This window comes from Methylocaldum sp. (genome assembly GCF_039794385.1).
In the GTDB taxonomy this organism is placed as follows: Bacteria; Pseudomonadota; Gammaproteobacteria; order Methylococcales; family Methylococcaceae; genus Methylocaldum.
Window position 1 is genome coordinate 1 of sequence record NZ_JBDIVO010000088.1, and the last position, 14,705, is coordinate 14,705.

At 59.8% G+C, this 14,705-nt stretch carries 13 protein-coding genes; 6 read left to right on the forward strand and 7 right to left on the reverse strand.

The features are described from left to right. The 5 genes from ABJK70_RS09885 to cas3 all read right to left on the reverse strand — a co-directional run. Nucleotides 1-837 (reverse strand): hypothetical protein (locus tag ABJK70_RS09885; RefSeq protein WP_347257896.1); only part of this gene is annotated, 837 nt, incomplete at its 3' end. A gap of 11 nt (nt 838-848) precedes the next feature. Next, nucleotides 849-2,843: a hypothetical protein gene (locus tag ABJK70_RS09890; protein ID WP_347257897.1), complete on the reverse strand. Its 1,995-nt coding sequence runs from the start codon at nt 2,841-2,843 to the stop codon at nt 849-851. 1 nt (nt 2,844) lies between these two features. Next, nucleotides 2,845-4,179, reverse strand: a complete 1,335-nt coding sequence (gene cas7u / locus ABJK70_RS09895) for a type I-U CRISPR-associated RAMP protein Csb1/Cas7u (RefSeq protein ID WP_347257898.1) — start codon at nt 4,177-4,179, stop codon at nt 2,845-2,847. 14 nt (nt 4,180-4,193) lie between these two features. Continuing rightward, nucleotides 4,194-6,722 (reverse strand): type I-U CRISPR-associated protein Csx17, encoded by a 2,529-nt coding sequence (gene csx17, locus ABJK70_RS09900; RefSeq protein ID WP_347257899.1) that lies wholly within the window; start codon nt 6,720-6,722, stop codon nt 4,194-4,196. Continuing rightward, nucleotides 6,719-10,354 carry a CRISPR-associated helicase Cas3' gene (gene cas3, locus ABJK70_RS09905; protein ID WP_347257900.1) on the reverse strand — a complete coding sequence of 1,212 codons (3,636 nt, stop codon included), beginning with the start codon at nt 10,352-10,354 and terminating at the stop codon, nt 6,719-6,721. The genes csx17 and cas3 overlap by 4 nt, the downstream gene beginning before the upstream one ends. Nucleotides 10,355-10,525: 171 nt before the next feature. Here cas3 and ABJK70_RS09910 point away from each other — a divergent pair, with 171 nt between their 5' ends. The 6 genes from ABJK70_RS09910 to ABJK70_RS09935 all read left to right on the forward strand — a co-directional run bounded on the left by ABJK70_RS09910 (nt 10,526) and on the right by ABJK70_RS09935 (nt 12,542). Continuing rightward, nucleotides 10,526-10,816 carry a type II toxin-antitoxin system prevent-host-death family antitoxin gene (locus ABJK70_RS09910; RefSeq protein WP_347257901.1) on the forward strand — a complete coding sequence of 97 codons (291 nt, stop codon included), beginning with the start codon at nt 10,526-10,528 and terminating at the stop codon, nt 10,814-10,816. Further along, nucleotides 10,813-10,980, forward strand: a complete 168-nt coding sequence (locus tag ABJK70_RS09915) for a PIN domain-containing protein (RefSeq protein ID WP_347257902.1) — start codon at nt 10,813-10,815, stop codon at nt 10,978-10,980. Before ABJK70_RS09910 ends, ABJK70_RS09915 begins: the two co-directional genes overlap by 4 nt. Before the next feature lie 9 nt (nt 10,981-10,989). Continuing rightward, nucleotides 10,990-11,244 (forward strand): hypothetical protein, encoded by a 255-nt coding sequence (locus ABJK70_RS09920; RefSeq protein WP_347257903.1) that lies wholly within the window; start codon nt 10,990-10,992, stop codon nt 11,242-11,244. A gap of 43 nt (nt 11,245-11,287) precedes the next feature. Then, on the forward strand, nt 11,288-11,569 hold the full coding sequence (locus tag ABJK70_RS09925) for a BrnA antitoxin family protein (protein WP_347257904.1): 282 nt from the start codon (nt 11,288-11,290) through the stop codon (nt 11,567-11,569). Between the two features lie 260 nt (nt 11,570-11,829). Beyond that, entirely contained in the window at nt 11,830-12,114 is a 285-nt protein-coding gene (locus tag ABJK70_RS09930; protein WP_347257905.1) for a type II toxin-antitoxin system prevent-host-death family antitoxin, read from the forward strand. Then, nucleotides 12,111-12,542 carry a type II toxin-antitoxin system VapC family toxin gene (locus tag ABJK70_RS09935; RefSeq protein WP_347257906.1) on the forward strand — a complete coding sequence of 144 codons (432 nt, stop codon included), beginning with the start codon at nt 12,111-12,113 and terminating at the stop codon, nt 12,540-12,542. Before ABJK70_RS09930 ends, ABJK70_RS09935 begins: the two co-directional genes overlap by 4 nt. Nucleotides 12,543-12,709: 167 nt before the next feature. Here the strand turns inward: ABJK70_RS09935 and ABJK70_RS09940 are convergent, their stop codons facing one another. Further along, a complete protein-coding gene (locus ABJK70_RS09940) occupies nt 12,710-14,446 on the reverse strand; it encodes a DUF6880 family protein (protein ID WP_347257907.1) in 1,737 nt (578 codons plus the stop codon). A gap of 7 nt (nt 14,447-14,453) precedes the next feature. Next, a partial coding sequence (locus tag ABJK70_RS09945) for an HIRAN domain-containing protein (RefSeq protein ID WP_347257908.1) occupies nt 14,454-14,705 on the reverse strand: 252 nt, incomplete at its 5' end.

The following is a 14,705-nucleotide window of genomic DNA, read 5'->3' on the forward strand; positions in this document are numbered from 1 at the left end:
GTCGACGGGGAGAAGCATCGCCATTCCCGTGGTGTGCATGATCTCGATTTCCTCTGGCGCCGACTCCCAGCCCTCCGTCCTGGCGCGAGCCCGGAGAAACGCGAGCTCTTCCGGCTCAAGCCGGATTTCGAACGGGTGGTCCTCGGCCCGGCGGCAGACATAGGCGATGCCGGCCAAGATGAAGTCGTAGCGGCCGCCAGTCTGATACCACGCCCGATTCGCGGCGTACAGCGTGTCGAAGAAAGTAATCTCCGCACCCTCCAGCACAGCGTCGATCTGCGCTTCGACGCCGCCTTCCCACACCCGCACCCGCTCAATGGTCAGCGTATGCTGCGAACCGATGGACCAGAACGGATACAGCGAGACGATATTGTTGAACCTCGGTTCCACTCGAAGCACCGCCATCACGCCCTGCGAGGGCCCGGGCCATGAGAGATGAAAGGCCGCAGGCCACTCCGGCGGCTCCTTCCTGGGAGCAGGGCGGTGGTCGGCAAAAGCGCCGTGAACCCGCATCTCCGGCACCAGTTGTGGTAAGCGCTCGAATACTTCTCTGGCGTCGTCGAAAAACGGTTCCCAGTGGGAGCCCATGAAGTGCGGCGTATCGTCGGGTTCGAACTGGAAAAGCTCCAGCCACCTTCTATGCCCGTCACCGCCCGGTTCCAACGTATCCAGGTCTTCCGGCGTCGCCAGCCGCAGCCGTGCAAACTTAACGTCCAGCAGTCGTTCGCCCTTCCTGTCGAAGCAGACCTTTACGCGGCCTTCCGCTTCGCCTTCCAGCACCGTGCCCAGGCCGAAGAACGGGTGCAGCACCCGTTGGTCAGTTTCGAAGGGCGGCACCGTGTCATTCCTTATGCAGGCACGAACAGGCCGAGGCCGAAGTGGCATTGATCGCCGATGGCGAATGGTCGTGGCTTCCTGAGTCCTGAGAACTCGATGCGGAACATGCGGCCGTAGCCCTTTACTTCGCAATTCCTTCGGCGCCGGCAGAAGCTCATGGCGCGTATGAAGCGCAGATTGTCCACAAGAACGCCCACAGACAGGCCGAAGGGAAACCCGCTGTCCGGGTTTTTCAACGACGCACCGGCAAATCGTTGACCACCGAACGAGGTGCCGTCAGGAAGCGGCGGATAGTCAGGCGGAGGTGCGATGATGGGAAAGAATTGCCGAGGCGGCAGGGGTTCGGCTATTTGTTTCATCGCTATTGCGGCTTGAGCCTCCGCCAACTCGTCAGGTGCGTAATCGTAGACGACTTCCTGAATCGATCGTACCTCATCATCTTCGGTTATGACCCCCTGAATCTTCAGTCCCTTCAGAATCTCTGGCGTAATCGGCCGTGTGCGTCCTGAACGGCCCCGGCCATGCGTCAGGTGCACCGGACAGAAGTAGGGCGTCGCAGAGATAAAAACCGATGTGGTGCAATCCTCTCCCGCTCCGTTCTTCAACCGCCAAGGAGAGAATTCCTCTTCTGTTCCCACATAAATCGGTGTGATGAGGAGATCCGGCCGCCCGCCGCGTTGCCTGATCCTTACCAGACGCCGCAACGCGGCGATTTCGCTCGGCCCAAATCCGGCGTGGCAATAAACCGTCACATGGTCGATAAGGCCATCGTTATCTTCGTCCGTAGGCCACCAGTACGCATGATCGTGATCGACGCAAGGTTTGCCGTTTTCATCGTGCCCGCTGAGATTGCGGCTTTTCTCTCGGTGCAACGCCAACACCGCGCTGCGGAATTTGTCCGCGACCAGCAAGGTATCCGTGAGTGGTGGAAGCACGGGCCGCTGGACGCTGGTAGTGTTGAGCGCGTAGCGAACTACATGAACGGTCTCTATTCGAGGGGCGCGCTTGTGCGGTGTGGGCCGTGGCAAATTGTAGACCGCACGGGGCACGGCATAATGCACCCAGCGGCTGCCGATGGGGCGCTCAAGGCCATCTTTCATGTCCTGGCCCGACTCGCGCAGAAGGCAGCGCAGAAGAAGCTTGTCGTCAGGCTCCTTTTCCAACAACGCTCCGAAATCGCTTGGTTCTTTTGATCTGCTCGGGTTGAGCTTGTTGGTACGCGGAAGAAGTTGCCGCGCCTCGGTAGCAAGACCGTATTCCCGATTGTCAATCAGTGGAAGCGACGTGAGCTTGCGCTCCAGCGTGTAATCCCGATGCTCCTGTCCATCCGGCTTTCCGCCATCCTCGATGCATACGCAACGCCAGTGCGTTTTGCCAAGAACAACTCCTTCCGGTGCATCGAGTAGCACAGTATGCAGTTGCGCCTCGCACCACGACTCGGCCCGGCCGAAGTAGGTCATACGCTGAAGGATGCGCTTCAGGTCTCTGATGCGTTGATCCTCGGGATCAGGCGTGATATCCGGCCAGCAAAAGAATATCGGCTGTTGCTTGTCCACCACCGCGAAGGTGTCGAATACCGCTGATCCGGAGTTTTTGACCATGCCGCTTTTGTGAATCGGAAAGAACTGGCGGGTATGACCGCCGCTGGTGCGCGGCAGCCAGATCTCCGGCGCAGGCGCGAGGCATGCGAGCAGCGCCGCGAGCCGCGAAAGCGGAATTTCGTCCACCGGCCCATCGCCATACCAATTGTCCGGCAGAGCGACGTAATCGGCAGGCGGCCCAATCGGCGCGGGATTTTTTTTGGGTGGTTTCGGTTTCTTGCCTGCGCCCGAAACAAAATCTGGCGGCGGCAACGTCGTAAGTCCCCGCCCCGCTACGGCCACGAGTGCGCGCAGTAATCGCCACGGCGACGGCGGCCAATCCACCTTACCGTCGCTGTGATGCGCCTGCCAGTGGTGCAGATGCGCCCGACCGGTGAGGAAACGGATGGAGATGGTCAGTGCCATATCATTCCTCGGGTTCTTCGGTACCAGATACTTTCTTCTGTTCCTTTTTCCACTTCTCGTTCCAATCTTTGATCGCCGCTTTCACTACCGCATGCGCGGGATTTTCAATCTCCTCTTCGTTCTCATCTGGCGTTTTTTCAGGATTCAGTTGCAACAGAGCGTTCTGGTCGTCCTCGGGCCAGTCGCCAGTCAAGACGAGTTTAGTGACTGATTTTTTAGTCCCTTTCTTTCCGGAGGATACCTCCTTTATCTCGGCGCGCCCTTCAAATCCGGACAGATTGAACTGATCTTTGAGAACACCCTCCGGAAGTTCCTTCTGCCCGGAAACATCCACTCTGTACGTTAAAACAAGGACACGTCGTTGCTGCCATTCATCCCCGCTCTCTTGCCGGGGAAAGCAGCTGTCCTTACGCGTCACAAAGTCGCTTCTGATTTCGGTCGACTCGGGCCAAGGAAATCCATTGCTGGCGCCATTCGTTTGCCCGCTCAACTGCGTGCTTATCTTTCTCACCTCGAACTCACATGCGGTCCTGAGTCGTAGATAGCCACGCAGAAAGCGGTCTATCTTGTACAACGCCCACGACTGCAGGAAGCGGCGTCTTTCTTCATCCAGGTTGTAGCTGTTTAGCGTTGCAAGATGCAATATGAATGAGGCGCGAATGCACGGAGAGGTAAACTCCTGACGAGGGTAGGGGACGTTATCCTTCGCGGTCACTTCACCGCGGTAAACACCTCCAGAATTTGCCTGATTCGGAGAACTCGCCTCGATGTATCCGGATACCAATCGGGGCAACCGGATGCGCCCATCAATCTCTTCGAGAAAGACCCCGTGCAACACACAGCCTGGGTCACGCGCAAATATCGCCGGCACCATTTTCCAGATGTGAACCGGTCGCCCCTTGTTGGCCTTCAATTCATTTTTCAATACATCTCTGAAGACCACTCCGTTTTGCTTGGCTCCTAGTACGTATGGTGATGCGAGACGATGCGGTTCACGTACTGATGAAGTGAGAAACGTGTTGTTCTGATGCCCATCCAAAACCCGGACATATGGGATTCCCTGGCAATCGGCGTTGTAATCGTCTCCCTGGAGACATACCGCTTCAAGGTGGTTGCCTATCGACTGGACGGATTCAACGAGGAGCATGTCCACCGTGTTCAGGACTGCTTCTTTCTCATCATTTGACTTTGGCTGATCGAATCCCTTGTACAGTGCCGGCCCAAGGTCGGGAAAACCTGTTGGCTGGAAACGTCCCCCGGTGCCAGGTGCAACAGTAAGTTCAGCCTCAACCAGCAGTCGTGATGCGTTGTCCAGCGGTGATAAATCGAGCGGCATGGCATTCCTCCTTTTCAAAGATTCGATGTTCGTGGTTTGATGGCGAGGGCGGCGAGGACGCCGGCGTGTCGCACGGGGACGAGCAACATCCCGGCAAGCCGCCGGCAGTCCTCTGAGGACATTTCAACTTCCGCGGCGTCTGCATCGTGCGGGTCGAAGATGGACGGATAGCCCTTGGCGCGCAGCTTGCGAGCGGCGATCGCGACCGTATCAGCCAGCCTTCCGGCACGAAGCAGATTCAAGATTTCCGGTGCCAGGGGCGGATAGGGTTCTTCGCCGGTACGTCCCCTGGTTCTCCCCTCGGCCGGTAGAGCCGGCAAGCGCCCGCCCACGAAACAGAGCTTCAATAGCGCATAAACGCGGGGCAACGCGAAGGCGTCGCGCAATTCCTGTTCGGTCAGCAAAAAGCCATCACGCCATATGACAGGTTCTACGTCCGCACGCGGCTCGTCATCGGAGTCGAACCAGACAGCGCTGGAATGCAGCTCTGGCGTAGGATCGTATTTCTTCTGGGAGCGGTCGATGCTTTCCGGACTCCAGGTTCCCGTATCAATCAACGCTAGCGCGTGGATCAGATCGCCCAGCCGCTCTTCATCGAGTTCGCCATTCCATAGGGCGAGCAGATCGCTGAAACTGGCACCGTATGCGCTCCACAGCGGCAAACCTTCGCCCTTGCATATTGAGGCGTCAATTAACCGGCGACGCAGCACCGCGGCAAGGTTGTCGAACAACGTAGCGCCACGCGCCCAGACGGCAGAACGGGAGGTGTCGTCCCAGCGCCAGGAGTTTCCTTGCCGAGTCACCGGCAGCAGATTGGCGCGAAGGGCTTCAACGGCCGACACCGATCGACCATCACGCTCACCCCAAGGGGCGATGCTCGCGATGGCGCGGGCGAGGCGGCATTCGGCGGTTCCGTCATTGCTCGCCAACCACCTGTTTGATAGCGGAGGAATCGGACGGACATTGCGCTCTTGAAGACCTTGCCCTTGCTTGTACTTGACCTTGCCCAGAGTCACACCAAGCTCGCGTTCAAGGTTGGAGGCGACAGTGAGTAGATTGAGTGCGGACCTTGAGTCCACCTCCGATGCCTGGTTCGCCGATGATGCAAAATCGAAGATGGCCTGATCTAGACGACTGCGTGCGGCAACGATGCGTTTTGGCTGATTGGCATGGTGTTGAATCAACTCGCTGACTTGTTCAACAAACGGATCGAGATCCGTGCCCAGATCAATTCCAATAACTCTGCGAGCCGGTATTTCTCCCAGCGATATCGCAAGGGTTGTTGTCTGATCGCCCGATCCGCTTCGCTCCAGCAGGCCGACTCTGTGAAACGATGCGATCCCTCTTTCTTGTCCAAAGGAAGATACTGCCAAGGCAAATTGTGTTGCACGCGTAGCAGTGCGTTGGCCTTGAGTGATCCGTCCTTCCACGAAAAGACGGTCTATTTCCTGAAAGGAGGCGGGTCTGGTCCAGATTGGGTACCAGACTTCTCCCCGACTCTTGCCTTCATTTTGCCCCGATACCTCCAGCGGGCCTACCGCTGTTGCGCCGCCCACGGCGCTGTCACAATAAAATGGAAATGCAGGTTGTTCCTTACGTAGCACCTCCGCCCGCCGGGTCGCTGCTGAGGCCCAGAGCACAAGACCCTCCATTGTGAGAATGAAGTCCCACGGATTTACCCTCTTTTTGGGCGATGCAACGAAGGCTTGCCCGATATTCGGAGCTTCGACCAAGGCAGGCGAATACAGGCCACCTGCTGCATCGTCTTGACGGGATTTGATGCCCGGTTTGTTCAACAATGCCGCACGCAAACGCAGTTCGGACAATTGCCCGGTTTCACTTGGCCAAAACTGTTCCGCTAAAGTAACTACCGGGAGATGTTCGCACAGGCGCGCGTAGTAATTGCCGATATACGAGTTCACGCCCTCTGCACCGCAATCGGCCAGTAACTGAAACGAGTACAAAGCATCTTCACGGCGCCGTGACAACGCGCCGACGGCATCCAACCACCGTAACGCTGAAGGTGACGTGAGGCGATCGCGGAGGATACTGACAAGGCGTGCCCTCTCCTTGGCCTTCTTGGGCTGACTTTCCAGCTTTTTCAACACCTCTTTCAGCTCAGCGGAAAGGCCGTCTTCGTGATCTGGAAGGTTTACCATGCCTCCCATCGATTGCAGCGCTTCCTGCAGGCATGTGCGAATCGGTTCGAAACGTTTGTTCGTGGAATTCGCGAGGTCGCGGAGATTCTTATTTGGGGTGCCGCGTTTATCTCCACGCTTTGGTGGTTGTTTGTCCGGCGGCCACCAACCGGAATTCACTGACCAGGGCGCGGGTAGCGGAGATGGTTGATAACGATCCTTGAACCAACCGATCAGCTCATCTTCAAACGCAAATCGACTGAACAAGGCGAAGTAACCATCCTTCCAATACCCCATCGCATTTGGGTCCGCCTGCTCCACCACCAGGCGGAACACTCCGAGCGCCTTGAGATAGTTCCCCAGCGGTTCAGGCGTGCAACCGGGCAGGGTAAGTAGGCGGCTCATATCTCGCCTCCTTGCTCGAAACGCTCGCGCCAAGTGTCCATGAGTGGGCGCCAGTTGTTCTTGTCGGCGGCGCGCAGCGCCCGGAGATAGCGTTCGGTCGCTTCGCCGGGATCGGGAGTGGGGTCGACATCCGGCAGCGTGAGCCTGCGCGTCAGCAGGTCGATGAAGACGCGCGTGACACGGCCGTTGAAGTCGGCGAAGGGATGAATACTGAGCAGCCGGCCTTCGGCAAAGGCAAGGGCCTCCAACCAGTGGTCGTCCGGTTCCGGCGGGAGTGATTCGAGGCGCGCTTGAAGGTCGCGTACGTATTCGCACATGTGCTGCGCGACTTTGAAGTGCGGCGGCGGTTCATGATCGCCGACTACGACATCCTTGTCGCGCCAACGCCCAGCGAAGTCTGGCGTCAGGTCACCGCAGATGCGGCGATGAAGGTCAAGAAAGAGGTTTTCGGTTAATGCATGGCCGTCGAGCTCACCGTCTTCGATGGCTTTTTGCAAGGCCTCGACCCGGCTTGCAAGGTAAGGCGCCAGCTCGGCGTAGCTCAGAACGCCGAGAGTGGTGGTCAGGTGCCGTGTCGCTGCGTGAGGCGGGCGAGTTCCTGTTCCAGCATCCGCTGATCCACCGGTTCCCCCTCGAATGCCATGCTCCGCGCCACCTTGCGCGGCAGGCGGGCGAGACGAATCCGGCGCTGTTCCTCCGGCGGGAGGTTGCGCCAACGGCGTATGGCGGCGATCCAGTTCATATTTGCTATTATCGGCCGTGGGCTGTTCGGCTTCAAGCTGTTCCCTGCGGCTCGCACGCCAGTCGGCCACGCGCTGCAACGTTTCCAGGTAGGCGAGCCGGAATGGTCCCAGCCGCTCAAGCAAGCCCTGCATGCGTTCTCGCCATGAGGGGCCGTAACGGAGGGACAACCCGAGTTCCATGGGATCGAGATTCAAAAAGACTTCAGTAGCTTCGATTTTATTGCCGTTCGAATCCGGCATCTTGGAGGCGGGTAACCGGTCGCAGTCACGGACACCTCGCGCCTGACGCCGTTCCGCAGGGCAAGGATCGGGAACGTCAGTACTGCCATCGTCTGAAGAACTACGCAGCGACATGCGTACCTTGCCGTGATGGGCAGCGACGAGGTAGAGGAGAAGATCAAAGTCATCCCCGGAGAGTTTTGCAAGCTCTTCAGCGGCTGGGCCGCTTTCCTTTGCGCAACCCTCGGTCTCCGCCTCTTCCCCAAAATCCTTCTTGTTCAAACCTTCGGGCCACGCGAACGCGGGGTGGTCCGGACGGGCCTGCCGCAGCGTTTCCATAATCGCCAACGCGCTAGCCAACTCGTGGCGGAAACCGGGTCGGCGTTTGTCCGTTTGATCGCCGGGTTTCGGTTTGTCACGCCGCCAGGCATCCTTGTTGTCATCACGCTCTTTCCCTTTTGATGATTTGCCATCCGGCGCTTTGGCAGCGGGCTCGCCTTCAAGTTGTCCCGCTTTGGCTTGATCCAAGACATCCGGTTTGAAGTTCGCCTCAAAACATTCATGCGCCTTGCCGCGGTCGTGCCAACGCGCCGCCAGCTTCGAGAGTTTAAGGTCCGCCTCTGGAAGCAACTCCTTACCTACTCGATCCATCTGCTTACAGACGTGCCACAAGTGCTCGCTAAGCTTCACCCATCCGGGGAGCTCGGACAGCGGTTCGCCGTCTTCGCTGTTGTTATTTTCATCCAGCGCGCTGGTAAAATTTTTCTCCCCCGGTTCAACGGGAAGAAGTTCGAAATTCCTGTCGTTCGGATCGCCAGTCCAGCCGCGAGTTGTGTCATATCCGCCGCAAGACGTTTCGATCAGGAAGACTTGGCCGGGGTAGATCAGCTCGCTCTGGTCGGCATGCACGGGCTCCCAGCCTTTTCGGTAATTCCGACGCCAGACGCGGCCATGCTTGAGCAACCCCGGTAGTGCCTCCCGGAAACGGTAGAACGCCACCGGGCACAGCTCCCGCCGGTCAGGCTTGACGTGTCGGTCAGGTTCGCCTCCGATATCGCGCCAGAACACTTGGACATCCAATTCCTCACCGTCGCGTATGTATCGCCGGATGTCCACGTCCGCGCCGGTCAAGTCTGGCGTGGTGTCAAACAGGTCAAACAGATCCTTGTCGCGCGGAACAAAGCGCGGGTTGTACGGAAAGAGCTTGTGGGCGGTGCCTGCGTTCTTTGGCTGATCCAGATCGGCTTTTAGTTCCTTCAGGGGTTTCAAAGCAACATCTGTCAGCTTTTCCAATTGGCGCTTGGCTTCCGTTAATTCATTCTCGGTGTAGGGCAATGCTGTTGACTCGTGGGCCGACGTATCCATCCAATAGATCACGCCGTTCTCACCTGCCCGTCGGGCGCAGCGCCCAAACCGCTGTACCAGCGACGCCCATGGAGCCAGCTCGGTAAACAGGACTTTTGCCGAGATATCCACGCCCGCCTCTACGACTTGTGTTGAGACGATGACGCGAGGTTTTTGATTGTCACTTGCGAACAATTTCTTCCATTGCTCACGCTCCATGGGTCGGAAGCGTGAATGAATAAGATGAATATCAACGCCATTTGATTGCGTGCTGATTCGCTCATACAGCAAGGTGGCCCGCTCAACCGTGTTGACGATTACCAGCGTTAAGCCGTCGGAAACCTTGTGCTTAACAATCGCTGACACGAGAGAATCGAGGTAGCTGCTGATATCTGGTTTGCTCTTCTCACCTCGCCGGACTAGCAGTCTAGCAACTGGCTGTTTCTCGGCGACGCTCTTGGTATTGGAAAACAGCTTCTTTATGTTTACCTGTTGATCATCCTTATCGGTGAGACAATAGCGCCGATGGTCCCAGGCATTTTGAGCGCATGGTTGCCAATCCACGGCCGAATCAAGCCAATGGCGTGCCATGGTTGCGCTCATCCACAGCGAGCGGCACGGACGGGCAACCGGATTCTCCGTTTCTTCGGGAAATCCGCTCGTGCCACGCAATCGCAGGGCCTTGCGCCACGCGTCCAGTTGCAGACTCGTCGCCAGACTCGTGTCCATCAATTGGATTTCATCGAAAACCCACAGACAATCGTTGTTGAGCAGGCCGAAATCCATTGGCCAGCGAGCGCGCCCTGCCGCATAACCCCGGTTCAAGGCACGCGACAGCAGCATATCTTGCGTGCCGATGAGGATCGCATCACACTCTGGCCATGTGACCCAATCGGTATGTTCGGCACCACCCATGAGCAGGTGCACTGCTATCGGTGCGCCGCTGAGCTTTTCCTGGCTTGCCCATCCATCGGACGGAAGGCTCTTGGAATCGGGTTGCGGTTCGTAACTCTTTAATCCATCATTCCGATCGTTCCACTCGACTGATCCGGCAAGCATCCCCAGTTGATCAAGCCAACGAACGATGTTGTCGTGGGTCTGGCCTACCAGTACACGCATGGGCAGGCACCAGACCAACCGCCTTGGTGTCTCGGAATCGTTCATGACGCGGCGTTTCCATGCCCAGGCCAGGGTCACTGCCGCAGTCTTGCCCATCCCGGTCGGGACATCCAGCAAATCCGGCCACGGTCCTTCCGCAAGCCGCCGCTGGTAGTCATAGGGCTCTTTGAGCCCCGTCGCCTGTTTGAAGAAATCGTCGAAGGTCACAAGATCCTCCCGGTCAATTATCTCGGCGCGTTTTTATTCGAAGGAGTTCTGGAATGGCAGTGTCGCCTTCCCCCAAGGCTGCAGGGAGCGACATGCCGCAGCATCGACGGCGGTTTGTGCCTGGCCAGAAACGTAGCTACAGTAATTTCTTGTGGCCACTTTGAGGCGATCATGGAAGTTTCTGTTCGCGAGCTGAAAAGCCGCCTGTCCGAATACCTGCGTCGGGTGGCCAACGGCGAGGAAGTGATCGTGACGTCGCACGGCAAGCCGGTGGCGCAATTGCTGCCGCTACGCAGCCGGCGTCGTGCCGTTTTGACGGAGACGGAGGTGATCGGCCGCTTTCGGGGCCTTCCCTGGGTGCGTCCGGGAAGCGGCAAGAAACCCGCGTTGCCGAAGCCGCTGATCCGGATCGGGAAGGGCGAAAAGACGCTGGCGGAGATCGTGAGCGAACAGCGCGGATGATCGTCTACCTGGACACCTCCGCCCTGGTGAAGCTGTTCGTGAAGGAAGTGCGCTCGGACCGCGTCCGGCAGGCGGTTTCCCGGGCAAGGGTGGTCGCTACCCACGTGATCGCCTATGTCGAGACCTGCGCCGCGTTCGCGCGAGCGGCCCAAGTCCGCGGATAGGACGCGCTGTTGCCTGCCTTGCGCAGGAATCTCGACAGCCAATGGGAGGCGCGGGAGATACTGAACGTGACCGAGCCGCTGATTCGCCGCGCGGCCGATCTGGCCGGGCGCTACCGCCGGCGGGGTTACGACAGCCTCCATTTGGCCGCGGCCGAATCGGCGTTCGAGGTTTTCAGAAGTCATGTGCCGTTTCATTTTGCGGTGTTCGACGGCGAACTGAGCGATGCGGCGAAGCAGCTCGGCATTCCATTGCTCGAAGCGTAGCGCGTCGCCACCGGATGCCAGGCGACAGCCGACGGGATGACGCGTGAGCAAGCCCTCTGCTTCGAAGGTATCCAAAACTGACTGGAAGCGCGTCGATGCGCTTCGGGACGAGGACATCGATTTGTCGGACAACCCAGAGGTAACTCCGGAAATGTTCGCGAAGGCGGTTGTCCGCCGGGGGCTGGTCGTTGCTCCGCCCAAGGAGCAGGTCACGCTGCGGCTGGATGTCGATGTGCTCAACTGGTTTCGCTCCCAGGGCAAGGGTTATCAGACGCAGATCAACGCGCTGCTGCGCGCTTATATGGAAGCTCGACGCGGCAAGTAATTTGTGGGCCGCGCCTAAGGTGCCGCTGGTAGTCGTAGGGCCTTTTGAGGCCCGTCTCCTGTCTGAAGAAGTCGTCGAAGGTCACGAAGTTCTCCCGGTTGGATCAGATATACCGGCCCGTTCTGTAACAACGTTGTGGACGGGGAGTGCTGTCTTCCGCAAGGCTGTAGGGAGCGACATGCCGCCGGTTCGACGGCGATTTGTGCCCGGTTCCAAATGTAGCTACAATTAAATCAATGTAGCTACAAAAGGGCGCGCCCATGGAAGTCTCCATCCGCGAGATGAAAAACAACCTGTCCCGATACCTGAAGCGCGTGCAGGCGGGCGAGGAGGTGATCATCACGGACCGCGGCCGGCCGGTGGCGCGCCTGTTGTCCGCCCCGTCTGTAAGCGAGGACCCGTTGGAGGCCGCCGTGAGGCGGCTACAGGCCCAACCGTGGATACGGCGAGGCAGCGGCGGAAAACCGAAGGGGCTCAAGCGCCCGATCAAGCTCAAGCCCGGCTCGAAAACCCTCGCCGAGACGATCGTCGAGGACCGGGGATGATCCTGTATCTGGATTCGTCGGCCCTGGTGAAGCTTTTTTTCGAGGAGGCGCACGCCGGTCGTGTGCGGCAGGCGGTAGCCGATGCCTTTCTCGTTTGCTGCCATGCCGTGGGCTCCGTGGAAGTACGTTCCGCCTTTGCCCGGAAATATCGGGAAGGGGCTGTTTCCAGGGGAGACTTTAACCGGGCGCGCAAGCAATTTCTTGCCGATTGGGCAACGCTTCACGTGGTCGCCGTCAACGACGCGCTGCTCGATCACGCGGGTGGGCTGGCCGAAAAGCACGGCTTGCGCGCTTATGACAGCGTTCACCTGGCGGCGGCGCTCGAGGTCTTCGGTCTGCTCGGCGATCCTGGCTCGTTCTGTTTCTCGACCTTCGACGCGGCCCAGGCCCGCGCCGCGGCGTACGAACGGCTCCCGCTGCTCGGCTAGCTTTCCCATGGCCTCCGCTCCGTAATCGTCATCCGGCGCACCTCGCGCTATCCATCGTTTTCTACGGCGTCTTATCGAGCGTCGTAAAAATGGTTGATACCGCTCAATCCCTCATCCCCGGCCCTTCTCCCCGGGGGAGAAGGGAGATTCGAGATACAAATGGGTTGTCATCCATTTGTACGAAGCTTAATAAGGCGCGCCATGAAGTTCCGCTTCGCCTTGTGCTTGGTCCGCAGGGCCTCGGTCCAGGCGGCGAACTCCCGCTTTTTTCCGGTGCGCTTCATCAGTCCGCCGATCTTTTCGATCAGCGCGGCGGCCTGGTCGTAGGCCTGGTTGTTTTTCCGTTCGACCACGGGCTCCACACGGGCCTGGTAGATGGCGATGGATTCTTCCGGACGGTCCTTCTCCAGCGCTTCGGCGAGCCGCAGCCATAGATCCTCGGCGCAGCCGCCAGCCTTGGCTTCCGCGAGCGCCGTATCCGGGTCCCCCTCCCAGAGGAAGATTTCCACCAGCAGCGAATTCCCGGTCGATGACCAACCCCAGCGGCCCCGCTTTTGACCGGTGTCCTTGGAAGCGGCCCGCACCTGGGCGAGGGCCTTGTCGCGCCACTGTGGCCAGGTCTTCGCCCGGCCGGCACTCCGTTTCAGCCGTTGGTAGGCGGCGAGGCTCGGCCAGCGGCGGAACTGGTCCCAGGCGAGGGTCAGGGCATCCTCGTGGCGCTTTGCGCGGTGATAGGCGGCGATCAGGAATTCGACCAGCGGCTCGTGGGGCTCGCCGCGGAACGCCTGGTGCCCGCGCTCGGCCCACTCGAGGGCCTCCTCGTGCCGGCGCGCCTTGGCGAGCAGTTCCGCAATTTCGAAGAAACTATGCGGGGAAGTCAGGTTCCGACTCTTGATCTCGATCAAACGATCGAAGTCGCCGTCCCGGCGGGCGAGGGTTTCCATGATCGCGGTGAGAGTGAACCGCCGCTCTTCGTCCCACGGCTCCCTGTCTCCCGGCTTGCGCGCCGGGACCTTGCTCCACGCTGCCTCGGCCAGTTTTCGATAGTGGTCCATCCCGCTTTTGCCGAGCAGCGGTGCGTAGTCCTCGAAGCGGAAGAACCCCCAGTCGTCGCGCAGTTGCAGGTCGAACAGCCGCTTCGCCAGCGCCTCGCCGTCCGGGCGGGCGGCTTTGCAGGCTTTCAGGTGCAGCGCGCCGATCTCTTCGAGAAGCTGGCCCAGTCCGCCGTCCGAGTCGTCGACGTTCTCGTAGGCATCGAAGCCGAGGGCGATGGCGTACTCCGCGAGCTGAACCGTCTCGTCCGCCCGGCGGTCCTTCAGCAGCCCTGACAGCAGTTCGGACACCGGGGCAGCCTGCGCCAGGTAGCCGCGCACGCCGTAGTAATCGACGAAGCCGTGCACCGTCATTGCCTTGCGCACCGTATCTTTGAGCGCCTTGAGATTCCCGGGCGCGATTTCCCGCGCCGCCTTCACCCGCATCCGGTTGCGGAAATCGGGATCTTCTTCCGCCTGCGCCAGAATCAACGCCACCAGCGCCGGTTTGTCCTCGCGGTTAAGGTATTCCCGCAAGGCGTCGAAGTCCTCCGGCGTGGCGGAAAACGGGGTCGCATTCTTTCCGTCCTCGTGCTGCGCCAGCCAGGCGAGGCCGGTGGCTACCACGTGTTTGCAGAAATCCCCGTCCTCGCCCATGGGGCAGGTGCAGGCGTAATCGAGCGCGCCGCGGTCCGCGCGCAGGGTGACGCGGTACTCTTCGCTGCCCATCACGCGGGCTTTGACGGCGGCACCGGTGTCGGCGAGGTCCACCACCGCGCCGGCGCGGAAATAGCCCGCGCCGCGGTCGAAGACGGTCGCGCCGGCGTGCCGGCGCAGCGACTTCTCCGTGACCAGTCGGGCGAGCTCGGACATGGATCGGCTACGCCGCCAGTTCCACGGCAACCTCGATCCGCTCCCACGGGTCCGAGGATTCCCGCATCGCGAGGATGCGAGCGTGCAGTTGCTCGTCACGGTCCAGCAGCTGGGCGACGGCGTGGTTTTCGTGGCGCGGCAGATAGCCGAGCTTGAGCCCCTCCCATTCGATGCGCACCGCTTTCGCGTCGTGACGGTTGCCCGGCTCCCGGATCAGCGCGAGCCGGTCGCCGGAGCGCAGAAAAGGCCAGGCGAACTC

Coding starts and splice junctions, on each gene's coding strand:
- ABJK70_RS09910 (WP_347257901.1), top strand. CDS start 10,526: ATGGAAGTTTCTGTTCGCGAGCTGAAAAGCCGCCTGTCCGAATACCTG.
- ABJK70_RS09935 (WP_347257906.1), top strand. CDS start 12,111: ATGATCCTGTATCTGGATTCGTCGGCCCTGGTGAAGCTTTTTTTCGAG.
- csx17 (WP_347257899.1), bottom strand. CDS start 6,722: ATGAGCCGCCTACTTACCCTGCCCGGTTGCACGCCTGAACCGCTGGGG.
- ABJK70_RS09890 (WP_347257897.1), bottom strand. CDS start 2,843: ATGGCACTGACCATCTCCATCCGTTTCCTCACCGGTCGGGCGCATCTG.
- ABJK70_RS09915 (WP_347257902.1), top strand. CDS start 10,813: ATGATCGTCTACCTGGACACCTCCGCCCTGGTGAAGCTGTTCGTGAAG.
- ABJK70_RS09930 (WP_347257905.1), top strand. CDS start 11,830: ATGGAAGTCTCCATCCGCGAGATGAAAAACAACCTGTCCCGATACCTG.
- ABJK70_RS09940 (WP_347257907.1), bottom strand. CDS start 14,446: ATGTCCGAGCTCGCCCGACTGGTCACGGAGAAGTCGCTGCGCCGGCAC.
- cas7u (WP_347257898.1), bottom strand. CDS start 4,179: ATGCCGCTCGATTTATCACCGCTGGACAACGCATCACGACTGCTGGTT.